The sequence below is a fragment of the Arthrobacter sp. UYCu511 genome, assembly GCF_040547105.1.
GTDB lineage: Bacteria > Actinomycetota > Actinomycetes > Actinomycetales > Micrococcaceae > Specibacter > Specibacter psychrochitiniphilus.
This window is the reverse complement of the sequence record NZ_JBEPPB010000002.1, coordinates 104,125-128,725: the sequence shown is the minus strand read 5'-3', so window position 1 is coordinate 128,725 and position 24,601 is coordinate 104,125. Positions and strand designations below refer to the sequence as shown.

General features: G+C 61.8%; 23 protein-coding genes, 1 tRNA gene and 1 riboswitch. Of the genes, 11 read left to right on the top strand and 13 right to left on the bottom strand.

Translation table 11 applies throughout. The annotated features are described in order from the left end of the window. Positions 1-69: 69 nt before the first annotated feature. Genes ABIB48_RS03890 through ABIB48_RS03880 form a run of 3 tightly spaced genes read left to right on the top strand, consistent with a single transcriptional unit; the run spans position 70 to position 2,959 of the window. Complete coding sequence (locus ABIB48_RS03890; RefSeq protein ID WP_354212190.1) at positions 70-1,590, top strand: WXG100 family type VII secretion target; 1,521 nt, start codon at positions 70-72, stop codon at positions 1,588-1,590. Further along, positions 1,587-2,264: a hypothetical protein gene (locus ABIB48_RS03885; protein ID WP_354212188.1), complete on the top strand. Its 678-nt coding sequence runs from the start codon at positions 1,587-1,589 to the stop codon at positions 2,262-2,264. The genes ABIB48_RS03890 and ABIB48_RS03885 overlap by 4 nt, the downstream gene beginning before the upstream one ends. 44 nt (positions 2,265-2,308) lie before the next feature. Continuing rightward, the gene (locus ABIB48_RS03880) at positions 2,309-2,959 is read left to right on the top strand and encodes a maleylpyruvate isomerase family mycothiol-dependent enzyme (protein ID WP_354212186.1); all 651 of its coding nucleotides are present in this window, start codon (positions 2,309-2,311) and stop codon (positions 2,957-2,959) included. A 57-nt stretch (positions 2,960-3,016) separates the two neighbouring features. Here ABIB48_RS03880 and ABIB48_RS03875 read toward each other — a convergent pair whose 3' ends face one another. Together ABIB48_RS03875 and ABIB48_RS03870 are read right to left on the bottom strand one after the other, a co-directional pair. Continuing rightward, complete coding sequence (locus ABIB48_RS03875) at positions 3,017-3,826, bottom strand: DNA-formamidopyrimidine glycosylase family protein (RefSeq protein ID WP_354212185.1); 810 nt, start codon at positions 3,824-3,826, stop codon at positions 3,017-3,019. Further along, a complete protein-coding gene (locus ABIB48_RS03870; RefSeq protein ID WP_354212184.1) occupies positions 3,819-8,783 on the bottom strand; it encodes a DNA glycosylase AlkZ-like family protein in 4,965 nt (1,654 codons plus the stop codon). The genes ABIB48_RS03875 and ABIB48_RS03870 overlap by 8 nt, the downstream gene beginning before the upstream one ends. A 245-nt stretch (positions 8,784-9,028) precedes the next feature. Here ABIB48_RS03870 and ABIB48_RS03865 point away from each other — a divergent pair, with 245 nt between their 5' ends. Then, positions 9,029-9,598, top strand: a complete 570-nt coding sequence (locus ABIB48_RS03865; RefSeq protein ID WP_354212182.1) for a hypothetical protein — start codon at positions 9,029-9,031, stop codon at positions 9,596-9,598. 7 nt (positions 9,599-9,605) lie between these two features. Here the strand turns inward: ABIB48_RS03865 and ABIB48_RS03860 are convergent, their stop codons facing one another. The 8 genes from ABIB48_RS03860 to ABIB48_RS03825 form a co-directional block, all read right to left on the bottom strand. Beyond that, on the bottom strand, positions 9,606-10,286 hold the full coding sequence (locus tag ABIB48_RS03860) for a DUF4232 domain-containing protein (RefSeq protein WP_354212179.1): 681 nt from the start codon (positions 10,284-10,286) through the stop codon (positions 9,606-9,608). Between the two features lie 226 nt (positions 10,287-10,512). Next, the gene (locus tag ABIB48_RS03855; RefSeq protein WP_354212177.1) at positions 10,513-11,226 is read right to left on the bottom strand and encodes a YcnI family copper-binding membrane protein; all 714 of its coding nucleotides are present in this window, start codon (positions 11,224-11,226) and stop codon (positions 10,513-10,515) included. 75 nt (positions 11,227-11,301) lie between these two features. Beyond that, complete coding sequence (locus ABIB48_RS03850; RefSeq protein ID WP_354212176.1) at positions 11,302-11,949, bottom strand: hypothetical protein; 648 nt, start codon at positions 11,947-11,949, stop codon at positions 11,302-11,304. A gap of 49 nt (positions 11,950-11,998) precedes the next feature. After that, the gene (locus ABIB48_RS03845; protein WP_354212174.1) at positions 11,999-13,657 is read right to left on the bottom strand and encodes a sensor histidine kinase; all 1,659 of its coding nucleotides are present in this window, start codon (positions 13,655-13,657) and stop codon (positions 11,999-12,001) included. Continuing rightward, entirely contained in the window at positions 13,651-14,400 is a 750-nt protein-coding gene (locus tag ABIB48_RS03840; protein ID WP_315914049.1) for a response regulator transcription factor, read from the bottom strand. Before ABIB48_RS03840 ends, ABIB48_RS03845 begins: the two co-directional genes overlap by 7 nt. A 194-nt stretch (positions 14,401-14,594) precedes the next feature. Continuing rightward, positions 14,595-14,735 carry a hypothetical protein gene (locus ABIB48_RS03835; RefSeq protein WP_354212172.1) on the bottom strand — a complete coding sequence of 47 codons (141 nt, stop codon included), beginning with the start codon at positions 14,733-14,735 and terminating at the stop codon, positions 14,595-14,597. Positions 14,736-14,906: 171 nt separating this feature from the next. Continuing rightward, on the bottom strand, positions 14,907-15,347 hold the full coding sequence (locus ABIB48_RS03830) for a hypothetical protein (protein ID WP_354212170.1): 441 nt from the start codon (positions 15,345-15,347) through the stop codon (positions 14,907-14,909). A 378-nt stretch (positions 15,348-15,725) separates the two neighbouring features. Next, positions 15,726-15,815, bottom strand: a tRNA-Ser gene (locus ABIB48_RS03825). A 68-nt stretch (positions 15,816-15,883) separates the two neighbouring features. Between ABIB48_RS03825 and ABIB48_RS03820 the strand changes: the two genes are divergently transcribed. Together ABIB48_RS03820 and ABIB48_RS03815 are read left to right on the top strand one after the other, a co-directional pair. Next, entirely contained in the window at positions 15,884-17,056 is a 1,173-nt protein-coding gene (locus ABIB48_RS03820) for a DNA glycosylase AlkZ-like family protein (protein WP_354212169.1), read from the top strand. 10 nt (positions 17,057-17,066) lie between these two features. After that, a complete protein-coding gene (locus ABIB48_RS03815) occupies positions 17,067-17,525 on the top strand; it encodes a hypothetical protein (RefSeq protein WP_245932055.1) in 459 nt (152 codons plus the stop codon). 50 nt (positions 17,526-17,575) lie between these two features. Here ABIB48_RS03815 and tadA read toward each other — a convergent pair whose 3' ends face one another. Beyond that, complete coding sequence (gene tadA, locus ABIB48_RS03810; protein WP_315914052.1) at positions 17,576-18,070, bottom strand: tRNA adenosine(34) deaminase TadA; 495 nt, start codon at positions 18,068-18,070, stop codon at positions 17,576-17,578. A 22-nt stretch (positions 18,071-18,092) separates the two neighbouring features. Between tadA and upp the strand changes: the two genes are divergently transcribed. Next, complete coding sequence (upp, locus tag ABIB48_RS03805; RefSeq protein ID WP_110105035.1) at positions 18,093-18,731, top strand: uracil phosphoribosyltransferase; 639 nt, start codon at positions 18,093-18,095, stop codon at positions 18,729-18,731. 55 nt (positions 18,732-18,786) lie between these two features. On the opposite strand, the gene ABIB48_RS03800 is transcribed toward upp, so the two are convergent. Further along, positions 18,787-19,578, bottom strand: a complete 792-nt coding sequence (locus tag ABIB48_RS03800; RefSeq protein WP_354212166.1) for a formylglycine-generating enzyme family protein — start codon at positions 19,576-19,578, stop codon at positions 18,787-18,789. Continuing rightward, positions 19,545-20,246: an aggregation-promoting factor C-terminal-like domain-containing protein gene (locus ABIB48_RS03795; RefSeq protein WP_354212164.1), complete on the bottom strand. Its 702-nt coding sequence runs from the start codon at positions 20,244-20,246 to the stop codon at positions 19,545-19,547. The genes ABIB48_RS03800 and ABIB48_RS03795 overlap by 34 nt, the downstream gene beginning before the upstream one ends. Before the next feature lie 3 nt (positions 20,247-20,249). Then, positions 20,250-20,453, bottom strand: a riboswitch (cyclic di-AMP (ydaO/yuaA leader). A 220-nt stretch (positions 20,454-20,673) separates the two neighbouring features. Here ABIB48_RS03795 and ABIB48_RS03790 point away from each other — a divergent pair. The 4 genes from ABIB48_RS03790 to ABIB48_RS03775 all read left to right on the top strand — a co-directional run bounded on the left by ABIB48_RS03790 (position 20,674) and on the right by ABIB48_RS03775 (position 24,566). Next, positions 20,674-21,174 (top strand): MarR family winged helix-turn-helix transcriptional regulator, encoded by a 501-nt coding sequence (locus ABIB48_RS03790; RefSeq protein WP_354212162.1) that lies wholly within the window; start codon positions 20,674-20,676, stop codon positions 21,172-21,174. Beyond that, a complete protein-coding gene (locus ABIB48_RS03785; protein WP_315914056.1) occupies positions 21,175-22,449 on the top strand; it encodes an MFS transporter in 1,275 nt (424 codons plus the stop codon). Between the two features lie 647 nt (positions 22,450-23,096). Beyond that, on the top strand, positions 23,097-23,933 hold the full coding sequence (locus ABIB48_RS03780; RefSeq protein ID WP_110105033.1) for a winged helix-turn-helix domain-containing protein: 837 nt from the start codon (positions 23,097-23,099) through the stop codon (positions 23,931-23,933). 111 nt (positions 23,934-24,044) lie between these two features. After that, on the top strand, positions 24,045-24,566 hold the full coding sequence (locus ABIB48_RS03775; RefSeq protein ID WP_354212159.1) for a SixA phosphatase family protein: 522 nt from the start codon (positions 24,045-24,047) through the stop codon (positions 24,564-24,566). The last annotated feature ends 35 nt before the right edge of the window (positions 24,567-24,601 follow it).

Genomic DNA, 24,601 nt, shown 5'->3' with positions numbered 1-24,601 from the left:
TTCTCACCATCCCGAATAGGCTGCTTTATTGGTAGCGTGAGCACTTCAGAGCACGGTGGGAGGAGCCCTATGTCGGGGAAGATGCTGGGAGCGGACCCCGAACAGTTGCGGCTGTTCGCCAAGGACATGACGGCTGCCGGAAACAATCTGCGGCATACCGCGATGACCTTGACGCACGTTATTTCCGCGGCCCAATGGTATGGACCGGATGCGGATAATTTTCGCAGGGCTTGGTCAGGGCACAAAAGATCTATAGCCCAGATAGTCAACGGCATGAATGATGCTTCAGCCAGCTTGCTGCGCAATGCACAAGAGCAGGAAAACGCCAGTTCGGCCAATTCCTTGGGCACCCACGGTTCGGGCGGCTTTCCCAATACCGGCCCGCCCAATGCCGGTCCCACCGCGGCGGAGGTGAGCGCTGCAGCTCAGGAGCTCACTGACAAGCTCAACGCCATGACGGCGCAGGAACGGATCAGCTACCTCCAAGGCGATGATTTCAAACGCTGGGCCGCGGAAAACTCGGCGGCAGCCAAACAGGCCATGGATGACGCCGTTGCTCAGGGCCTGATTCTGGAAAAGTCACCGGAGTACAAGAGTTTCCTGAATGACTATTGGAACAATCTGGCGATGGAAAGGATGGGCATAGACCCATCGCAGTGGGACACGTCCAAGGGAACGGCACACAACTGGGAGACCATCAAGAAGGTCTACGACTTCTACGGTCAACAATTTCTGGCCAACCCAGATCTGCAGTGGGCAGGCATGGCGAACATGATTGGCCCCTCCTTCGCAGGAGGTTTCAAGGACATGGACATGGTGCGCACCATCGCCCAAGAGGTTCTCAAAGGCCCCATCGATAAGATTCCCTTTGACCAGTTGCAGTGGCTGCGAGACGTCGCGGCCATGCCGGATGACGAAGTTAAGTTCTATGAAGTTGCCATGCTGGATATGAACAAGGAAATCTTCCTCGATCAGGCCCGCCAGCACATGGCTTATGAGCATGGCGGGCTCACAGAAATTGATCGGCTCAACGCCTCCGGTGCCATCAGCAGGGAAACAGCTCAGGCCTGGCATGACATCGACTCCGGGGATCCGGAACGCATCAAGCACGGCAATACTGTGCTGTTGGATCGGGAACAGAACCAAATCATCAAGGACGACTACGACTTCATGCGTCAACGGCCAGTAACCGGGGAGGCCGTGACCTATCTGGTCACGCTCGTGGGCGAGCCTTCCATCCCTGGAGCCAAGAGCTTTCCGGAGGTTTTCCCCTATATTTTCAACGTTGAATCGCCCGGCCCCAAGGACGTCCCTGGCACCCACTGGGATAACCCGCTTCAATTCCGCACTGAGGTAACCACGGGCCTGCCGGACGGTAACATTGCCAATCAAGAACAACGCTGGGCCTTGATCACCAAGGACACGCTGCCTCAGTATCAGGAGTTGTTGGCCAACGATCCTGCGAGAGCACGCGAGATCATCAGCTCAGACTTTAACCAAAGGGTGGAACAATCCCGGCCGAGCCACAACATTGCACCGATCGTCAAAAGAATTTTGGACGGATTTCAGGTGGAGGTCCACCAACGATGACCCAACCAGCGATGACCCAACAAGGTGTGCCCAACCGTTCCAACACCACCCGTAGCGCGCCCCGCTCCACCCTCTGGCTCCTCATGGCGGCGCTCGCATGCTTCGCCTTGACCGGATGCGGATTTACTCTGGGCGGCCCGTCCACCAACACACAGGAGGCTCCCATGCCGACCACCGAATTTTCTTTGCTGAATGAGCAGGGCGTTGCCCAGATCAAAGAAAGCAAGTCAATCCGCCTCGACTTCCGCACGGGCGCCTTGATCAAGCACGAGGTCGGCCTGCCGGACTCGGCGTATGGGCCCGAGTTGGTTGCCCCGCGGGGACAGAAATTTCTTCTGAGCATTGTAGGCAGTGAGGATACGGTGACGGCGGAGACGGACCACGTCCGCTTCACCACCACCGACACCATGCCCACCTTGGACATCATTTACTACTTTTTGACCGCTGACACGGGCGAAGAGTACTTCGCGCTGGTTCGTGAGGGCGTGGAGAAATATGGGATTGACCGGGCAGATGCCGAGAACTGGATTGACAGCGTCAAGGCCCGCCCCGATGAAAAGCATGAGTATGTGCTCACGCCTGGGTTCTCTCCGGGGTTCGGTGTCACCTATGATCTTCGGTATGACGGCAGCAAATCGACACAGGTCATTATTGTCTCGGTGTCCGCCAGCTAACCAGCTAAGTAGCCGCACTGCATCACCAAGGAAATGGGCGCGACATGGCGAAATCGCAGGACACCACTTTGTGGGCTTTGGTGCACGCAGAGAGGGCAGCGCTGGCAGAGGATTTAGCGCTCCTTTCGCCGGAGCAATGGCACCAGCCAAGCCTGTGTGAAACGTGGGATGTTCAGCATGTGCTGGCGCATCTGAGCGCTGCGGCCAGCACTGGCCAGTGGGCGTGGATTTCCAGCATGCTTGGCGCCCGGTTTCGGCCCGCTGTGCACAATCAGCGGCGGTTGGCGAAGCACCTAGGTGTCACTCCGTCGGAAACCCTGGAGAACTTTCGGGCCGTTATCAACAGCACCGTTGCGCCGAGCTCGGACACGGCCGCCTACCTCGGTGAGGTTGTGGTGCATGCCCAGGATATTCGCCGTCCGCTGGGACTGGCGCGGACTCCGTCATTAGCAGCGTTGACCCCGGTTGCGGAATTTTACGCGAGCCGCAATTTCGCCGTGCCTAGCCGCAGTAACGCCGCCGGGCTGCAACTGCGGGCGGAGGATGGGCCCTTCACTGCAGGGGCAGGAGCTCTTGTCACAGGCCCCACACTGGCTCTGGTGATGGTCATGGCCGGGCGCACCGCGTACCTGAGCGAGCTGAACGGCCCGGGCGTGGGCGTTCTTCGCGAACGCCTGAAACAAAAACGCAGCTAAGAATCAGCTCAGCGCCCTGGCAGGCTTGAAAAAGCCCAAACGGACGTCAATTCATTTTCAATCTGGCTGGCAGCGCGGGCACCAGTAAATGTCCCGGGCAGCACGCACCGGGAAGTCCGGATCTGCCAAGGTGGCGTACCGGATGGTGGCCCCGCACCTTTTACACGGCTTTCCCGCCAAACCGTAGACCCACGCCGCTGCCTCACCGCGTGCCGGCCCGCCCGTGGTGGAACGGCCCGAGCGGTCCTTATTAGCTTCAAGCAGCCGCTTGGCAAGTTCCACCATGCGCGGCAAATTCGGCACTTCGCTCACAGGCCGCGCCGGATGAACGCCACCTAGAAAACACAGATCATTGCGGTAAACATTGCCAATCCCCGCAAGATTTCGCTGATCCAGCAACGCCAGGCCCACGGCCCTCTCCGGCCGGTCCAACAAGTTGTTCAAGGCCAATCCGGCATCCCAGTCAGCTCCTAGAAGGTCTGGACCGAGGTGTCCAACAGCCTCGCTGACCAATGCTTCCGGCAGCACTTCCAACGTGCCCAACGAGAACCCCACCGCCGTGGCCTGGCCCGTGGTGAGGACAGCCCGGGCCGTGAAGGCTGGCCGCCGCCACCGCGCAGCCCGGCCAGTGGCGCTAACAGGGTAAATATCCCAGTGACCTTCCATGGATAGATGGGAATGGATCACTAGTCCGGCCACATACATGAGCAGGTGTTTGCCACGCGATTGCACAGAGGTGAGCGTTGACCCTGCGAGGTCCAAGGTTGCATACGCGGGCACCCTGAAGTCACTTGACGTAAGTACTTGTCCCTCCAGTACTTTCCGTAGATCCCGCGCCTGCCGCCAGACGGTATCTCCCTCAGGCACGGATCCGTACCCCCTTGGGCGAGCCGTACGCGCCGGAGGCCAATAGTGCCGCGGCCAGGGGGGTGCCCAGAACATCGAGCCCGTTGACCTTTTCAATGGCCATTTTATCGATGGCTCCTCGCCTGACCACCTGAACCAGTGCGGCCGCGGCGAGGGCAAGGCCTGGCTCCCTGTCACTGAAGCACAACAGCGTCCGCCCGCCGCGCTCCACATACAGAACCAAAACGCCGTCGACCATGACCACCAGAGCGCCAGCCTTGCGCCCCGGCCGGTGCCCGGAATCCAGCGGCGGCCACGGAAGTGCGGCACCATAGGGGTTTGCCGGATCGGTGGCTGCCAGGGCAAGAGCCTGCGGTGGACGCGGATTTGTGGTTGCGTCCTCGCTGAAGCTGCGCAGCCTATCCACCGTGGCAGAGACGGCGAATTGTGCTGCGCCCAAGTGCTCGATGAAGTAGCCGCGCCGGCACTTGCCGCCTTCCTCCAGCCGTGCCAACACCTTGTACATGAGCCCGAATCCGCCCGGGATTCCCTGGTTCATGACGGAGCCGCGCGTCACCACGCCGTACCTGTCCAGGAACAGCTCGGCGAGTGCGTGGCTGCGCAAGGTGGTCTGGGCACTGTCCATCTGGACACTCGCCCCCACTTCAGTGCCAGTGCCAACGCCGGGTAAAAGGCTCCAACGCCCTGCAGATAAGGGCGGCGCCCCGCGCGGGGTGCCCCCGGCCAGGCCGGGCCGAGCATACCGTCCGGCCCGGCCTGGTCTTAGCCGGGATGGCGGTGGCTTCTGCTTATGCGCTGTGTGCCCGCCCGCGAGCAGGGCACGGACCGGGGCAAAGGTGTCATTGCTGATGCGTCCGGACCAGAACAAGTCCCACAGTGCGGCGGTCAGCTCGGAATCGGAGGCCACCAGATCCGGCCCGTTGGCGCTCATTTCCCGCAGCTGATGGAAGAAGTAGGCGCCACCGTTGGACAACGCCGTCAAGAGCGCAGACTGGAAGTCCGTGGGCTCCAAATCGGCAGGCGGGGCCAGCGTCAGTTCAGCGGACTCGGCCACGTGAAGGCTCAGCCAGCCGTCATTGGAACCGATGGAACCGGCGCCGGAGACCAGAACTTCCCCGGTTGCGCTGAGCTGATCGAGCATCGCGGGGGAATAGTCGGCTACCCGGGCGGCCAGCACAAGGGGTTCCCATGCCGACGCCGGAATCGGTACCCCCGCCAACTGGTCCACTACCGTCAGAACCCCGTCTAAACCACGCAGGGCGGGGGTGCCGGAAGCTGCTGTGACATGCTGCCATGTAGGCAGGAATCGAGCAAATGCTGCAGCATTGACCGGCTCCACCTCGGCCCGCAATGCTGCGAGCGAGCGGCTGCGCAACTGCCGCAATACAGCAACGTCGCACCACTCAGTGCCACCCTCCGGATACGCGGTGCCACCCTCCGGATACGCAGTGCTGGACTCTGGACGGGTCAGTTCGGCAGGGCGGAACTCGCCTTCCGTAACCCTCCTATCCGCTGCCAGCCGGGCCAGCCCGGAACGGACGATCGCAACACCTAATCCCAGCCTCGTTGCAGCTTCCGCCGTGGTGAACGGGCCGTGGGTGCGGGCATAACGGCCCAGCAGATCCCCCAGAGGATCCGCCACAGGTTCAATGAACGCCAGCGGAACGCCCATGGGCAGCGGGATGCCGAGGGCATCACGGAGCCGCGCAGCATCTTCAACGGCAGCGAAGCGCTCCTGCCCAGCCATGTTGATGCGCAGCGCCCGGGTTGCTACGACAAGCGCCTCCGCGTAACTGCTCGCCATGGCGGCATGGGCAGCAGCGGTTGCCAGCTCAGAAGTACTGGCCGGGGCAGGCGCACTGGGTGGGGCGGCGGCGGAGGGTGGGTTCCCGGCGTCGTGCAGGTCCTGGCTGGGCTCCAACACAGCTGGCGTTTCCGGAAGAAGCCGGGCAGCAATCTCGGCCACAGTGAGCGGGCCCAGCAGACGCAACAAATCCGCAACCCCCTCAAGGCCACGGACGCGGCGGTCTTGATCGGGGCCGGCGCCCGCGAGCCGCTGCAAGGCGGATTCAGTGCGGGTAATGACGGTGGGGTCCAGGAGCTCACGCAGTTCGGCTCGGCCCAGCAATTCATCGAGCAGGGCAGGGTCCAGGGAGAGGGCGGCGGCGCGGCGTTCGGCCAGCGGGGAATCGCCCTCGTACAGGAAACTGGCCACATAGCCGAACAGTAGGGACCGGGCAAAGGGCGAGGGCTGGCTTGTGGTGGTTTCCACGATCCGCAGTTCACGCCGTTCAATGGCCGCGGCAATGCCCTTCAGCGCGGGCAGGTCATAAACGTCCTGCAGGCATTCGCGCACTGTCTCCAGCACGATCGGGAACTGCGGGTACTTCCGGGCCACATCCAGCAGCTGGGCTGAACGCTGCCGCTGCTGCCACAGGGGCGAACGCTTACCGGGATTCTGCCGGGGCAACAGCAGTGCGCGGGCCGCACATTCACGGAAACGGCTGGCAAAAAGGGCGGAACCACCCACCTCGGCCGTCACAATGGCGTCTAATTCCTCGGGGTCAAAAAGGAACAGCTCCGCACCGGGCGGCTCATCATCCATAAGGGGAACGCGCAGCACAATGCCGTCATCGGAGGCCATGGCCGAGCCGTCCAAGCCGTAGCGTTCGTGCAGCCGGGCCGCCACTGCCAGGGCCCAGGGGGCATGGACGGGCATGCCGAAGGGGCTGTGCAGGACCACGCGCCAATCGCCCAGCTCATCATGGAAGCGCTCCACCATGAGCGTTTTGTCATCGGGCACCGCGGAGGTTGCCGCCTTTTGTTCCTCCAGATAGCCAAGCAGGTTGTTGGCCGCCCACTCATCCAGGCCCGTCGCTTCGCAACGGGCCAGCGCCTTTTTGCGTGGGGCGGCACTGACCTCGCGGATGAAGGCGCCTAGTGCCCGGCCCAGTTCCACAGGCCGGCCCAGCGAATCGCCCTTCCAGAAGGGCAGCTTGCCGGGCTGGCCAAAGGCGGGGGTGACAAGTACCCGGTCAAAGGTGATGTCTTCGATCTTCCAGCTCGTGGCACCGAGCGCGAACACATCACCCACCCGGGATTCGTAAACCATCTCTTCGTCGAGCTCGCCCACTCTCCGCCCACCCTTGTTGGCGGAGCCAGCGGCCACCGGCTCCTCCGAACCGATAATGAACACGCCGAACAGGCCCCTGTCCGGGATGGTGCCGCCGGAAGTGACGGCCAGCCGCTGGGCGCCGGGGCGGCCAGTGATGGTGCCGGCGGTTCTGTCCCAAATGATGCGCGGGCGCAGCTCTGCAAATTCATCGGACGGGTACCGCCCGGCCAGCAGGTCAAGTGTGGCGTCGAAGGCTGAACGGGGCAAGGCGGCAAAGGGCGCGCTGCGCCGCACCGTCTCAAACCAGATCTCAACATCCACGGACTCCAACGCCGTGGCCGCGACCGTTTGCTGCGCCAGGATATCCAGAGGGTTGGCGGGGATGGACAACGGTTCAATTTCCCCTGCAAGCATCCGCTCTACGGTGACGGCCGAATGCAGCAAGTCCGCTCGGTGCTTGGGGAACAGCAGTCCCTGCGAAATCTCGCCCACCTGATGCCCGGCGCGTCCTACCCGCTGCAGCCCGCTGGCTACCGACGGCGGGGATTCAACCTGGATGACCAAATCCACGGCCCCCATATCAATCCCCAACTCCAGGCTGGAGGTGGCCACCACTGCCCGCAGCCGTCCCGATTTCAGATCGTCCTCGATCAGGGCTCGTTGCTCTTTGGAGACCGAACCGTGGTGGGCTTTGGCGAGCACATTCGGTGCCCCTGCCACGGACCCGGCCTGTGCCATCATCTCGGCGGGCAGCCTGGCCGGGGACTCCGCAGTCCGCCAAGGGTCCGCGGGGGAAAGGCCGGCGGCAGACCCGTCACCACCCGGCGCGGCGCCACCTGACGCGGCGCCACCTGACGCGGCGCCACCCAGCGTGGCAAGCTCGCAGCGCTCCACATAAATCTCATTGAGCCGGCCCGTCAGGCGCTCGGCTAGGCGGCGGGAATTGGCAAAGACGATGGTGGATTTCTTTGCCAGGACGGCGTCCACAATTTTCTCTTCCACATGCGGCCAAATGGAGGCGTTGGGTGCCAGACCGGAGGCGGGCCCGAGATCGTGGCCCGCGGCAAGCGCCGGCAACTCGGTCATATCGGCAACCGGGACCGTGACGGCCAAGTTCCAGGTCTTGGTGCTGGCCGGGGCAACGATGGTCACTGGGGCCTGACCTCCCAAGAAGCGGGCCACAGTGGAATGCGGCTCGACAGTGGCGGAGAGACCAATGCGCTGGGCGGGTTTTTGCAACAGAGCATCCAGGCGCTCCATGGACACTGCCAAGTGGGCTCCGCGCTTGCTGCCAGCCACGGCATGGACCTCATCGATGATGACGGTGTGGACATCACGGAGAGTTTCTCGCGCCTTCGAGGTCAGCATGAGATACAGCGATTCCGGGGTGGTGATCAGGATGTCCGGCGGATGGCTGAGCAGGCGGCGGCGCTCGCTGGTGGGAGTGTCGCCGGAGCGCACGCCAACGCTGATGTGGGGCGCTTCCAGACCCAGCCGCGCGGCAGTTTGCGTAATGCCGATTAGCGGTGCACGCAAGTTTCTTTCCACGTCCACGCCCAAGGCCTTCAGGGGAGAAATATACAGGACGCTGGTGCCGCGGGGGCCCTGCGTATTATCCGCCTCCCGGCCACCTGCAGCACCGGTGCCCGCACCCAGCTTGCCAGTGCTCAGAGAGTCCAGGGCCCACAAAAAGGCGGCCAGCGTCTTTCCGGAACCAGTGGGCGCCACCACGAGAGTGTGCGCTCCTCCGGATATCGCATCCCAGGCCCCGGCCTGTGCCGGAGTGGGTGAGCTGAACGCGCCCAGAAACCATTCGCGGGTTGGTTCTGCGAATTGATTCATGACCGGCTTTTGGCTTGTTACATCCACGGCTCCATCATGCCGCATGGCACCGACATATTGCGCCAAAGGATGAGGGAAAGGATATTCCTAGGCAAAATTTTGGCGGGGAGCGCACTTGTGGTGCGGCAGTGTCGGTGCCGCGCGGTAACCTATCGGTAGGAGCGGCAATGGGTGCCGGTGCCGGTCCGTTATTACAAACGTGCCAGCTGATGCTCCACTTGAGAGAACCTAGGAGGTCAGGGACAGTGAAGGTACGCCATATTGGCAACAATTGGTTCCCCTTGCTGGGTATGGCACTGCTTTTTTTGCTCTCCGGAGCCATCAGCATGGTCACCGATAAAGGCAACGGGGCCGACGCCGGATTCTTCGCAGTGGGAATGCTTGTTGTTGGCGCAGTGAGCGCTCTGTGGCTGTGGAAGCACCCGTCGTGGTGGATTGCTCCGCGCAACCACTATTTGTACTTGGTAGGTGGCACCGCGTTCGCCGTTGCCGTAAGTATGTTGCTGCCATTTTTGAATGGCACAGGTCCCTGGCTGGTGCTGGGTGCCGCGCTTGCCGTATACGGTTACTTTGAACGGTTCAGGTTGCTCATGACAGTGGGCGCAGGGGTGGCTTTGGCGGGCTTGCTGACAGCGGTGATCCATGCAGAGATTATCGGTGGCGCGCTGCACCTGGTGAGCACCGCCATTTTGGCAGTCGGGGCCAACAGGCTGCACATCTTGCGCCATGGAAGACGCCGGGAATCGGCTGACAGCGAGCCTGACTTCATCGGATCCTTCGAAGAATTCGACCCCAACGAGGCCCTGCGCCCGTAGCTGCGTGTTATTGCGTGAACGCGCCGATGCTTAGTAATTTGATGTCTTCATTGCTGCACGCCGTCAAAGTGCGGGGGATGGCAAGGCTGTCCGTGGCGCTGGGTGGATACACCAGAATTGACTCTGCCTGCACTCGCTGGCAGTTCTGATAATTGCCCGCCTGGGTATAGCGCAGGGTGGCGCCGGCGCTGTCTCCCGGAGCCAGTGTGATGGGCCCCTTCGATGGCGCCTGCGGGTCACGTTCCGCCGGTGCCCCGATCGGGGTGGTACTGCCCGCTGCCACCATGGAAACTCCCGGGTAACCGTCCAAAATACACGGTTCCGCTGACGAGTTCGTGAGGACCAGGGTCATGTAAATGTGCCCAGCTGCGCCTCCGCCGCTGTCATCCAGGGCGCCACTCAAAGAGGACGCGGGACACAGCGGCACACCCTGGTCTGTGGGCGTGATGGGGGCAGCGCTTGTAGGCGATACCGCGGACGACGGCGTCTGCCCAGCTGTGGGGGATGGTGTACTTGCGCTGGGGCTGGCCGTGGTGGCAGCGCTGCTGGGGCGCGGTGAGGCTGTGGAGTCCCCGGAGCTCTGCGCTCCGCACGCAGCCAGTGAACTGCCTAGAAGGATTATGGAAGCTGCCGTGAGCAGCTTTCCCCACGAGTACTGCTGGATGGGGGTGAGTTGTGGGGAAGTCATGCCCCTACTTTTCCGCGCGAAGGTTAATGAGTCAACTGGCCCCGCCGTGTGCGGTTTGATCGGGGCTGGCACATTTTCTCCATCCGGAGTGTCAGCGCAGCCGTGACAAAGCAAAAAATGCTTCTCACGGCTGCGCTCACTTACCTTGGCAGATGGTGATAGTTTGCGGCAGCCCGCCAGTCATCTGGGTGGGGTGGCCAGCGGGGTGCCAGGCGGAGTTATTTCGTTACGCCTTTTTGCTGGTGCGCAAAAATGCCAAGCCGCCCAGAACAAGTCCGGCCAGCCCCGCACCCAAGCCGAGCCAAGCGGGCCAGGCGGTACCGGCGTCGCTCTTCTGAACGGACGCGGCAGCCCCGGGGGCGGCGTCAGCGGCAGGGGCGCCGTGCCCGTCGCCCTCCGCCACAGCCGCGGTGACGGTCAGCTCGGGGGCAGGGGCGTCCACGGAGTCATGGTCCGCACCGGCGCCCGGAATTTCCTTCCAATCGGTTTGTCCCACCTCGCACTTTTGCAGTGTGGGGAAGTGCAGGGTGGTTCCCACCGCATCAGGTAACTGCACGGACAAGGTGAAGGTGTCCCGCTCATGGTCAACCAGCGGGGTTTTAGCTGTGTAGGTGATGGAAGCCATGCGTTCACTGATCTTGCTGCCATTGGCCAAGGTGCGCGGAGTGTCCAACTTCTCGCTGGTGGTGCTGATGGTCCAGTTCGGGTTGACAGTGGGGGTGGCGGAGTTCAACTCATCGGGCAAGGTGATGGTCAGCGCGGTGGTTGGCGAGCCATCGCAGCCATGGCCCACCGAAAAAGTGACCAGTGAATAGGATCCGGCCGCGGTTTCTGTGGGAGTGGCGCTCACGTGGGCAGACGCGCTGCCCAGGCCCAACAGCATCAAGGTGCTGGTGGCGCCAACGGCGAGGGTGGTTTTGAGAGTGCGTGAAAAACGCATGATGAAAGCCTTTCGAATGGGCGGGTGCGCAAAAAATTACGGGGTAATGGCACCCCGCGACGAGTTCGAAGGGTGCTAGGCGAAAATTGCTACTCCGGCAGGTGGACCACGGCGGGTGTTGGCACGCAGATTGCGCCACGGCAGGCGGGGCAACGGGCGTGGCATGATGGCTGGCCGGCTTGATTTTGCCGGAATTTCAAGCACAACAGCGGCGCTGCGGTACAGTGGGCGCAGCCAGCCCGCGAGTGCCCAGAGAGCGTCCTCACCATAGGCGAGCAGGACGGCCGCGGCGAGCGTGGCAGCGATGTGGGCCGCCCACATCCACGGTGACATTTGCACTGTGTGGCTAAGGTTCTCAATCCCAGAGCTTGCCAGCGGGACGGAGGAGGCCATCATGGCGGAGGCGTGTTCCTCAGCGGACATGCCGTGGTGGCTCATGGCCGGCGCTCCGGGGGCAACACCTGCACGGACGCCATGGGAGAGCATTTCAAAGCTCTGATGCAGGACCAGTTGGCTGCTCGCCAGCAAGGCCACCATGGTGGCGGGCGAGATTTGGAATCTGGTGGCGATCGTGGAGCACAAAATATGTAGTGCCATGATGGCGACCATGATCGATGGAGCGGGGAGTGTGCCGCCGCCCAAAAGGTGCGCCCCTGCTGCCAAACCGAGGATGGTGGTAGCTACCGCCGTGGTACGGAGCAGTCTGAAGGGAGCGTGAGGCACCTTGCTCCTTTCCATCGGTTGATCACTGCAGTTTAGCGAGGGGAAGTGATCAGGGTAAAGTCGGGCCGCAAACGTGTACGCCATCTGACGTTGCCACGCCGGGGCGGGACAGTTCAGGGCGGGGATTTTCCGCCCGCGAGGCTGTTGATCCGGGGGCCGTGGAAGGGGGAACCGGCGGAAAGGGCGGAACAGGGGGAACAGTGGGTACTGGAGGAATAGGGGAGGAGCCGGGCAGGCGGACGGTGAACGTGGTGCGCCCAGGGGTGCTGGCCATGGATACGGTGCCGTCATGGGCGAGCGCCATTGCCCGCACAATACTCAGCCCCAAACCGGTACTGCCAGATGTTGCGGTGCGAGCCTGATCGGCGCGGGAAAACCTGTCAAAAATGATTTTTTGGAACTCGGGGTCAATACCGGGACCATTGTCAGAAACTTCCAAAAGGGCTGAGCCGTCGGTAGCTTGGGACAAGGCGATATGTACCTCTGTTCCTGCGGGTGTGTGCTTGGCAGCATTGGAGAGAAGGTTCAGAAGTATCTGGCGCATCGTGGTGGCCTCGCAGGCCACGTTCACAGGTTGGTCCGGAACAGAAAAGCTCCAGTGGTGCCCAGGCGTGGCCACCTGAATATCGCGTACGGTCTCCAGAGTCAATGGCCCTAAATCTACGGCCACTGCAGGTGTTTGTTGTCCGGGGTTCCTTGGCCGGCCCGCTGAACGGGCCTCGTCCAGCCGGGCAAGTGTCAGTAAATCTTCCACAAGCCGGCTCATTCGAACTGACTGAACCTGCACGCGGTCCAAGGAGATTTGCCCGTCGGGGCTCAGTTGCTCGGTCATGGACAGCAGTTCGGCGTAGCCGCGGATCGCTGTCAGGGGCGTGCGTAATTCATGGCTGGCGTCGGCCACAAAACGGCGCAACTTAGTCTCACTGTGTTGACGTGCCTGTAAGGCGTGGGACACGTTGTCCAACATGGCATTGAAGGCGTACCCCACATTGCCTACTTCTGTCCCAGGACTAGCCGCCGCGGCCGGGACCCGGGCACTTAGGGCGACCTCTCCGGCGTCGAGCCTGAGCGTAGAGACTTGGGTTGCGGTGTCCGAAAGCTGCGCCAGGGGGCGCATGTTGCGCCGGATGATGGTTGTCCCGGCCCACCCCAGCGCCAGCAGCCCTGCCAAAGAGACCAGCACAATGGAGAGCACCAGGGCGGAGAGGGTTTGTTCGGTGGCGGCCAGGGGCAACCCGGTAATGAGGACGTCGCCATTGGGAACAGCTTCAGCTTGCAAAAGGTATCCGCCGATGGAGAGTTTCTTGGTGCGCTGCTCGCCGTTGGGGGAGAGCTGGGCCAAAATGTCAGCATCTGCGGTGGTTAATTGTTGGCGGCTGCCCGTGCCGGAGAGGATACCCGCATAATGCACTACGCCGCTGCTCAGGACCGCGCTCAACTGGCCAGCGCTGGTTGCCCGTGCGTTGAGGGGATCGGGAGGGTTGGCGCCGTTTTGGCTTGTATAAAAGGCAACTGTGCGCACTGACGCTTGTTGCAGGGAAGAATCGAGCTGGTTCCGCACCGTCATGCTCAGGGTTGAATAGCTCACCATGCCCACCAGCGCACAAATGACCGTCAGGAGAGCCAGCATGACGGCAACGAGCCGGGTGCTTAGATGCCAGGTGGAGGGGCGCAGGGCCTGCCACGGCTTGGTGCCTGTGATCAACATGGCTTGATCACGTAGCCTGAGCCCCTGACTGTGTGAATCATGGGCGGGTTCTGGGCGTCAATCTTTTTGCGCAGGTAGGAGATGTAGAGCTCCACAATGTTGCTTTGGCCGCCGAAATCGTAGTTCCAGACGCGGTCTAAAATACGGGCTTTGCTCACCACATGGCGGGGGGTTTCCATCAGAATTTTCAGTAGCTCGAACTCCGTTGCGGTCAGGTTGATCTCGCTCCCTGCGCGGTGGACTGCCTTAGTGTCCTTATTCAAGGAAAGATCTCCCACGGTTAGAACCCCAAAGTTCGCAGCCGTGATGCCAGAACGGGCAACAATTCGGTGCAGCCGCAGCAGTACTTCCTTCATGCTGAAAGGTTTACTGACATAGTCATCGCCGCCGGACTGCAAACCGGCCACTTTATCTGCCACGGCATCTTTGGCGGTCAAAAACAAGGCGGGGACCTCCGGGTAGATGGTGCGCATCCGCTGCAATAATTCCACCCCATCCATGCCCGGCATCATGATGTCCAAAACCAGCACGTCCGGGGCAAAGTCGCGGGCGATCTTCAGCGCCGCAAAGCCGTCATTGGCCGTGGCCACGTCCCAGCCAGAGATTTCCAGGCCACGGCGCATCAGATCCGCTAATTCTGGTTCGTCATCCACCACGAGTGCGCGGATGGGTTCGCCGTCGGCGCGGGTGAGCGTGGGCAGGGCGGCCGGTGGTGTGGGCGTCTCTGATGAAGGGTTGGCCATGCCTTCATTCTCGGGCATCGAACCAGACGGTAGCTGGATGTTTACTGGGATTTCTATGTGTCAGCGGGGTGGTATTTATTCGTGGTGACGGGAACTTCCGGTCTATCCGGGGCGTTTAGTGGAACGTTAGTTGCACACAGAACGCACAAGAGCCCCCAGCCGGTGCCGGGGGCTCTTGTGGAAATCTTTTAGGGTTAGAGACCGAACCAGATCAGCCCGAAGAAGCCGGCGATGCCGATGAAGACGGTGACGGCTCCGATCACAGCTCCGGACCGGCTGCCGTTGTCCTCTTCCTGCGCGCTTGCTGAGGACTTGTTTTGCGTTTGGGTGCTCAATGACATTCCTTTGTTTGAAGGCCCAAGGGGCGTAGACCGGGATCGACGGCTGTGTTGCCGCAGGTGCTTTGCAGGCAACTAAAACTATTCCACCGGCAATAGCGGTGACCCTTCCAATCTACCAACGGCCGCCTGAAAGGCCCAAACGCCGCCCAGTTCCCTGTGCGGCGCCTAGCCAGTGCGCCGACAGCATCGAGTGCGCCGAGGATCTCCGGCGCCTGCTAGATGCGGTTGGCGGAGCAGGTACTGCTTGATCCGGTGCGCCGAGGAGTCGCTTAGGGCGATGACCTGATGGTCCCAACGGGCAACTGCCGCCTGGATGTCATCGACCAGCTGGCGGCCGTTCTGTGCTGCAGCAAAGGACGTCTTAGCCACGGCTGTGATGATGGCATTTGTGTTCCCAGCCCGGTACTCGGTCAGCGCGCGGAAATAGGCGTCAGCGCGCTGGGCGAAGGCGAGAACGTCCGCCATAAGGCTGGGGATCCGAGTGTGGTGATGCGGCACAAATGTCGCAGCGTGGCGGGAGATGCTGCCGCCGCCAACCCCAACCTGTTCATTGCGCCAATGGCCTGTGTATTCAGGAGTAGTGTCCCGCAGCAGTGCATCGTGCATCGTACATCGCGATGATCGAGTCCTAATCTAACTGGTCTGAGCGCGAGATGGTCGCGGTTATGACACGAACGTTTGCGACCACAAGCCGTGCGTTGTCGGACTTTGACCGGCTTATCTCCGCGAGAGCCACTTTGCTGGCGCTGGGGGTGAGGCTCTCCACCTCCGCACTGGAGACAGACTCCCTGCGCAGCAAGATAGGCGCGAACGGGGCGGTAATCATTCCGGCTTCAGCGTCGAACCTGGCGAGAAGAGGAGCGCAGTCACAGCTTGCGGGGACCTTGCGTGAGATTCGATGGCAGGCAAGCGCAATCTGCACCGAAAACGCACCTGATAATCCCTAAAAATGACGAAAACCCCCGGTTTCCCGGGGGTTTTCATTGGCGGTGACGGTGGGATTTGAACCCACGTTAGGCTCTCACCTAAACAACATTTCGAGTGTTGCACCTTCGGCCGCTCGGACACGTCACCAACGGCTCAACCTTACCGGGTCAAAGCGCTACAACAAAAATCATGGGCCCAGGGTGCACAATGGTGCCATGGACAGCGCAACGCGACGTGCTTGGAGCTGGCACAAACAAGGCCTTGACGGGTCACTGGCCGGCAGCGACGCCGCCACGGTGTTGAGCCTGGCGGGCTGGGCCCGCTCCGTGGGCGGCGCCAACCCTTACCTGACCTTGTTCGCCCGTGCTGGCATTCGCCGGGAACAAGCTGATGCCGACGTTGCGGCCCTGCGCATCCATGAACTTCCGACGGCGCGCGGCTGCACCTATGTTCTGGGCGAGGACGATTTTCCGTGGGCGTTGTCGCTTGGCCGGGGCGCCGCTGAGGCAACGGTGAAAGTGTTGGACAAGCTCGGCGTCGAACGTGGAGAAGTGGCCGCGCTGGAGGCGCAGACCCTGGAAATACTAAGAGACGCCAACGGCCCGCTTGATCCGAAACAGCTCAAGGAACAGTTGGGTGAGGCGGTGCGCAGCCTCGGCGATGCCGGTAAGAAGAAGGGTGTAGCGACCACGCTGCCCACAGTGCTCGGGCTGCTGCAAGCTGATGGCCGCATTCGCCGTGTACCCGTCAACGGCAGGCTCGATCAGCAGCGCTACGCCTACACTGCATGGGATCTGAGCCCTGTCCATGAATCGGGAGAGGATGCGCGCGCCATGCTCATGGAGAAGTACTTGGGGTGGACCGGCGGGGCAACGCTGAAGCAAACCCAGTGGTTCACAGCCTTCACCGTGGCGCAAACAAAGGCGGCGCTGGAAGCTGTGGACGCAGTAGAACATGAGGGGCTGTGGATGCTGCCACGGGATGTTCAGGCAGCCGAAGATTTCACCCTCCCGCCAGAGGAGCAAATCCAGTTGCTGGCTGGCTCTGATTCCCTCTTCCTGCTGCGCCGGAACGCAGTGGAGCACTTTGCCGGTGATGACGGGGACCGTGCGCTCCTGAACACAAAAGTTGCCCTGCAGGCCGATCTGCCGGATCACCCCATCGTGGACCGCGGGCGGATCATAGGGCTGTGGCAGTACGATCCAGGCGGGCAGAGAATTGCCCACTGGCTCTTCGAACCACCGAGCGCCCCCGTGAGCCAACGCATAGCCGAGGTGGAGGAATTCATCCGCGAAGACTTGGGAGATTTCCGCTCCTTCAGCCTGGACTCGCCCGCGAGCCGGCAAAAACGCATCGACGCACTCAACGCGGCGGCCGGGCAACGGTAAGGCGGCCGTGATGCGAAAAGCAGCAGGAATTGTGGCGGCAGTGCTGCTCCTGTCAGGAACGGGCTGCGGCCAGCCGGTCGGAACCTTTGGGGGCGACGGCTGCATGCCGCCCTCGTTCTCGCTCAGCGCCGATGCTGCCCGCCCCGGAGAGTCTTTCACCATCAGTGCCGATGATGCCACATGCAACCCTCGCTATGGTGACACCGCGCAAATCCAGCTCGAAGTCATGGATGGCTCCGGTGTAAAGATTGTGGACACCCTGGCTCCCATGAACGACGCCGGCGGGTTCAGTACCGCCGTGACCCTCCCCGAATCTGCCGTCCCCGGCACAGGATCTGTGGCTGCCTTCCCTTATAACCTGGACTGGTGCGATGACACGGGGCGGAACAATAGGGTGGGCCATGGCGCAGCAGAAATCCACAGGGCTTCCTGTGTGCTGCCCTCGCAGACGCTTACCATCGAGCCCTAAGAGCAGCCACTGAACCATTTTCTGGGGGTTGCCACTGAGGCCGCAGGCTACTAGCGGTGGCTACTAAAGAAGTCCCTTAACAGTGCCGCGCATTCGTCCGCGCGCACACCGGGGAATACCTCCACCCAGTGGTTGAGCCGGCGCTCACGCAGCACATCAAAGACCGACCCTGCAGCGCCGGCCTTCTCATCCCACGCGCCAAAAACCACGCGTGGAATCCGGGCCAGAACTATGGCACCGGCGCACATGGTGCAGGGCTCCAACGTGACTACCAGGGTGCAGCCGGCCAGCCGCCACTCACCCAACTTTGCGGCGGCCGCCCGGATCGCCACTACCTCCGCATGCGCCGTGGGATCGCCGTGGGCTTCACGCTCATTGCGGCCCACGCCAAGGATTTCCCCGTCCGGTCCAAGCACTACGGCGCCAATGGGCACATCCGCCGTGGCAAGGGCCAACTGTGCCTGGTCAAGGGCAAGACCCATCCAACCATCATGCAAAGCCGTGGTGGTTGTCTCTATTGGGTAGAAATCAGAGGTGTTGGGCACGGCTCAATGGTAGCTTTTATTCATGCGCGTATTCGTTGCGGACCATCCGCTTATTGCCCACAAGTTGACGGTCCTGCGGGACAAGACCACACCGTCACCTGTTTTCCGCCAGCTCACCGAGGAATTGGTGACTTTGTTGGCTTACGAGGCGACCCGCGGAGTGCGGGTGGAGCCGGTCAATATTGAGACACCGGTGACCTCCGCCGTGGGCACTGGACTGGTCAAGCCCACACCACTGGTTGTCCCGATTTTGCGCGCCGGGCTGGGGATGCTCGAAGGCATGACTCGCCTGCTGCCCACCGCCGAAGTAGGCTTCCTGGGCATGGCACGCAATGAGGAAACCCTCGAGGCCATTACCTACGCAGAACGCCTGCCCGAGGACCTGACCGGCCGTCAGGTGTACGTGCTGGATCCCATGCTGGCCACCGGCGGCACCTTGATTGAGGCGTTCAAGTTCCTCTTTGACCGCGGCGCCGCGGACATCACCTGCATCTGCCTGCTCGCAGCGCCGGAAGGTCTGGCGAAGCTGGAAGCCGCTCATGGCGGGCGTGACAACGTCCACGTTGTGCTTGCATCCATTGATGAGGGTCTCGATGAGAACTCCTACATTGTGCCGGGCTTGGGCGACGCCGGCGACCGCCTCTACGGCGTGGTGGACTAACTCTCGCCGTTAGCATGCGGCTCACGGCTGTGTGAGAGGACGGGCTGGAGGGACACTAGAGGGATTTTAGCGGTGTCCAGCCCACAGGGCGCGGGCCAGTGATGGCCGCACGTTCTTTGTCTGCGGCTGCGGACCAGCCCTGCGCTAGACATGAGCCCGGTGCGCCCACGGGCCCGCGCGCTACCCGGAATCCCACATCCTCAAGGACCGCATCCGGGGCGCTGCCCCGGCGGACCGAGGCCCGGGCACTCCACGGCGGATCATCCCAACCGGCGCCGCGCAGGCTCCTGTACTCGCCGTAGCGGGCCGTGTCCGCGTAGTCCCAGCACCACTCCCAAGCGTTGCCGATCATGTCAAACAGGCCGTAGTTATTGGGTTTTTTGCCGGCGACTGGTTGCGGCCCGTCAACCGCGTCCAGGGCAGTCCACGCAATCTGGGCCAACTCGCCGTACACCGCGGAGAGCGTCCCGCCACGCGCGGCCCACTCCCATTCCGCCTCGGTGGGCAGGCGGTATCCTTGTGCTGCCACGTCCCACTCGACGCTGCGCCCGCAGATTTCATAGGCCGGGGTGAAGCCGTCTTGCACCGAGGCTGCATTGCAAAAGTCCACGGCCTGAAACCAGGTGAGCCCATGCTGTGGAAGCCCGACGGCGGTTGACGGGGTCCCGCTATGCTCCATCACCTTGTGCCACTGGGCTTGGGTGATCTGCGTGCGGCCCAGAGTGAAGGGCGCCAGGGCCACCTCGCGGTGTGTCCCGGAGCGGGCATTACGTAAGGTGATGGTGCCGCCAGGAATCTCCAGCGTGTGCAGGATTAGTACCAGCCCACGGATTCGGAGTGGCCCCAAGCGCCGCAGGGTGAACCGTACCGGTCCTGGATGTAGCCCATTCCCCAGCGAATCTGAGTTTCATAATTTGTGGCCCAATCACTTCCTGCGCTGTCCATCTTGTTGGCAGGCAGCGACTGCGCGATCCCAAAGGCACCGCTGGAGGCGTTTTCGGCGGAGGTGAGCCATTCGGACTCGCGCTGCCACAACTGGCTCAGGCAGCTCATCTGATCTGCTCCCCAGCCGAAGGATGCCAGCTGGGATGAGGCGAAGGCCCGAGCTGCAGCGGGGTCATCCACGGCGCCGGCACGAGCTGGCGGGGCGGGTGTCTCTTTCGCCACCGGCTTGACCGCTTCCGCTTCGGCTTTGACAGCGGCGGCGGTAGGGCCGGACGTGGGGGAGGGCTTTGAGCTGACAGTGATTCCGGAGAAGCTGATAGCTGCGTCGGTAGGAGCGGAGATGGCAGGGGCGCCCTGATCTACGGTTGACGCCAAGCTGCCAATGGAGCTCGCCGCGGCATCATCACTAGATGAATGCGAGGCCACCGAGCCTGCCGCAACAAGAACACCTACGAGCGATGCGGCTGCCACGCACTTGGTGGCAGTGGCGAAGGCCGAGGTGCGCAGGACCGAGGGGCGGCGGCTGGCAGGCTCGGCGCGGCGACGGCCGCGCTGGGGGGTTGAAGACATGGAGGAGCCTCTCTACGCCTGCGAGGTGAGCTGTCGGGAACGGACTAGAGAATCCGGCCGTGCAATGGTCCGTGGCAGCTTTCACTGCTCATAATCGGCTGTTATTGCACTGGCTTAACCCCAAGGGCTTCCAAGTGAGGAAGGCCCGCAAATAATGGGTCCCCCGTCTCTGCCATGGAGAAGTTGGGAAATGGGCGGGGGCAGAGCTCGGCGATCCGTCCATTGATGCCAAGAGCCGATGGTGGCTCAGCGGGCACTTCTGCCAGCGTAACCGAACCGGAACCCTATGTCACATTATGGTAACGACCTTTGTAGCGGATGAGCCACGTAATATTTACTTAGCAATGCTAAGGATCTAGAGTTGCAAGGAGGATATATGAAACTAGTTTCTAACTAGGCAGATTTGCAATGAGGTAGATGAGCACTGATGGCTAAGACTTCCCAGCACAATACCGCCCCTGACGGCACCATTTTGGACCACACCCCTGATACTGGGCCCTTAGCCGCGGAACTGCGCGTGGCAATAATGCGTACTTCGAGGCGGATCCGGGCTGAGGCAGCCACCGGGGAACTTAGCCCCGGGCGCTATTCGGTACTTGCCGGACTCATGGGTGCGCCCCGCACTGTGGGAGAACTGGCCGCCCGGGAACAGATTGCGGCCCCGTCCATGACAAGGATCGTCAATGATCTGGTGGTGGCCGGTTTTGTGAGCCGTGGGGAAAACCCGCTGGACAAACGTCAGGTACGTATTAGTATCACCAGCCTTGGAAGTGCGGCCCTGCTGCAGGCACGGTCCATGCGGACTGCGTGGCTGGCGCAGCGGCTAGCGGCGCTTACTCCCGCACAGCAGGCCACGCTCCACGAGGCCTCAATGATTCTGCAAGCGATGAGCGCACCAGAGATGGGCATGCAAGAGGTGAAAGCCTAGATGAACTCCATGTTCCGCGCCCTGAAAGTGCATAACTATAGGCTCTGGGTAACAGGGGCTTTGGTGTCCAATATTGGTACGTGGATGCAGCGTGTTGCCCAAGACTGGTTGGTTCTGACCGTTTTGACCCACAATTCCGGAACGGCTGCCGGCATCACTACGGGCCTGCAGTTCCTGCCCATTGTCTTCCTTGGTCCCTACGCCGGGCTGCTCGGTGACCGGGTGAACAAGCGCAAGTTGCTGCTCATCACACAGACAGCCATGGGACTTTGTGCGTTTTTGTTGGGAATGTTGGTTGTTACGGGGGCTGTACAACTGTGGCATGTATATGTACTGGCACTTCTTCTGGGTGTGGCCAGTGCCTTTGACGCACCGTCACGTCAGGCCTTCGTCTCTGAGGTAGTTGGAAAGGACGACATACCCAACGCAGTTGCGCTGAACAGTGCCTCCTTCAACTTAGCTCGGCTGGCAGGCCCCGGCGTTGCCGGTCTGGTCATTGCCCTGGTGGGCACGGGCCCCGCCTTTCTTATCAATGCCGCCAGCTTTGCCGCCGTCATCTTTTCCTTGTGGCGGATGCGTACCGCAGAACTTGTCCCCGCGGTACATGTGCCCCGAGCCAAGGGGCAGATCCGCGAAGGACTGGTCTATATTCGGCAGCGGCCAGATCTTCTGATGATCATGGTCCTAGTATTTTTGGTGGGCACCTTTGGCATGAATTTCCAGATCACCAACGCACTCATGGCCACCACCGTGTTCCACTTGGGACCAGGGGAGTACGGGTTGCTCGGCTCCGTCATGGCGATTGGCACGCTGGGTGCGGCCTTACTGGCGGCCCGGCGAAAGAACATGCGCATGATGTACATAGTTGGCGGTGCTTTGGCCTTCGGTGTCACAGTGGGCATAGCTGCCCTGATGCCGAGCTACGTCCTGTACGCGCTGGCTCTAATCCTCGTGGGGCTGGCCTCATTAACATTCATGAACGCTTGCAACACCACCGTGCAATTGACCACCGATTCTGCCATGCGGGGCCGGGTGCTTGCTGTGTACATGGTGGTCCTTCAAGGTGGGACACCCATTGGGGCACCACTTGTTGGTTGGATTGCCACCGAGTTTGGGGCCCGGTGGTCACTGGGGATGGGGGCCGTTGTGGCGTTCGTGGCGGGCCTGGCCGCACTGTTCTTGATGAACAGGCGCAATAATGTGCGGCTGCGGGATCAATTCAAGAGTTTGCGGCCTGCGTGGATGGTGCGGGGACTGCGCCACACGGCGGGATAGCCAGAGCAATCGGCAATCAGCAATCAGCCGGAGCAATCAGCGAGCAGCAAAAGTAAACAGTGAGCGCCCGGGGTCCTCTAAGTAAACATCTGTTTACCTAGCGTGAAAATCTGGGAGAAAGCTGGGCGGATCGGCCAACTTGCCGAGGGCATCTTAGCTATGCTTTTGAACGCGCTGAATAAATTTATACGAATGAGCATATTGATCGAACTTATTGATCTCAAAGCACTCAATAATGTTATTTTCTTTGACGCAAAGCGTCATATGGTCACAAAGTGAGAGCAAAGCAACAGTATCGGCTTGATCACAAATTAGAGCACAATCTCACATCGTGGACACTTTGGGGCTATGTTACTTGCAAGTTCCCTTTGTTACGTAGGACACTGGCAAGTGTGAACACCCACTCAGTAAATTCTGCAGCCGCAGCAACTGCCCGCCTCGGATCGACCGGACGGTTTACGCGTGGTTGTCGAATGCAGTCCTAGCTCACAATCCTGGCAGCCATCCCAACGCACCACGCGTTAGGTACGTGCAGCTAGTCTTTGCCCTTGGGTCGGCTCTGGAGACAGGGCTTTTCGGTTCTGTAGGGGCAGAACCACAGGAAGCATTCGCGCCGTCCTCACACGGCCATACACCTAGGTAGTTCAATGTCAGTAGCATCCGGATACGTCCACATCTCTGTCCGCAACGCCGCCAAGGCCGTTGCCCGCAACACCAGCCAAGGTGCTGGATACCGCAGCTCACACCAAGAGCACGCCGGCTACCGCGCCGATACTCCCAGCGCCGCTGCCCGCTTGCGCGCCGTCCCGGCCGCTGACAGCAACCCCATGACGGCGCCCACGCCCGTTATTGCCGGCGGCGAGGCAGATGTGCTCCGCGGCGTCAGCCCCGATAACGTTGCCCGCGGCTTTGTGCTGTACGTGGGCGTGGACGAGGACACGGCCGCCGCTGCGGGAACGTCCTTGGCCAAGCTTGCACAGGACATTCGTGCTTACGCCCAAACCCTTGTCCCGCAGGCCCAAAGCTATGCAGCGGTGGCGATTGCGCCGTCGGACGCGGTGGGAACCCCGCTGGACGTGGTCCGTTCCACCTTCGGCGATCCCACAGTGGCCAGCCGCCAGCGTCAGGAACCCGTGCGCACCCCCGCCGCGGAACAGCGCCCCACTGGCGTGTTGATTGATCTGGCCCGCCGGGAAGTACACCTGGACGGCGATACCCTGAACCTCACCTTCAAGGAGTTCGAGCTGCTGAACTACCTTGTGGAAAACGGCACGCGTACCGTAGGCCGCGACGAACTCTTGAGCGGGCTCTGGTCCAACGCCGATGAGGTCCCCAACGAGCGCACCATCGACGTGCACATCCGCCGCCTGCGCTCCAAACTGGGCCGCCTGGCCAACACCGTGCGCACCGTCCGCGGCGAAGGCTACCGCTTCTACGAGCACCCCGAAGTGGTTGTTTGGGCTGCGCCGGAATACTCCATCTAACGCCCATAACTGAAGGCTCTAGTAGCGCTCCTGAACATGCACGACGGCGGATTCCCCACCTGGGCGGGGAATCCGCCGTTGTGCACTTCTAACACTCACTAAACTAGAAGAATGAGCGAACACCACATTAAGCGGCTGATCCTAATGCGCCACGCCAAGGCGGCATTTCCGCTGGGCGTAGAAGACCATGACAGGCCACTGGCCCAACGTGGCCACACCGAGGCGCCCCTGGCTGGCAAATGGCTGATGGAAAACTCGGTGGTCCCGGACTTTATCCTGTGCTCATCAGCGCTGCGCACCCGTCAGACGTGTACCTGGGTGTGCCAGCAGCTCGGCGAGAAAGCACCCACCCCCAAGCTGGAATCGGGCCTCTATGCGGCCGGAGCCACCTCGATGCTTTCGGTCATCAATCACGTGCCAGAAACCGTGGGTACCCTGATGGTGATCAGCCACATGCCAGGTATCCAGTCGCTGGCGCTGCGGCTGGCGTCGCGGGAATCAGACCAGGACGCCTACATGGATCTGGCCTCAGGGTTTCCCACGAGTGCGTTTGCCGTGTTTGAGCACAGTGGCGACTGGGCCACTCTTGACGGTCAGGACGCCACGTTGGTGAACTTTGTGGTGCCGCGTTAGCCACTCTGCCGGGTGGTCTCTGGTGCGCCTCTGGT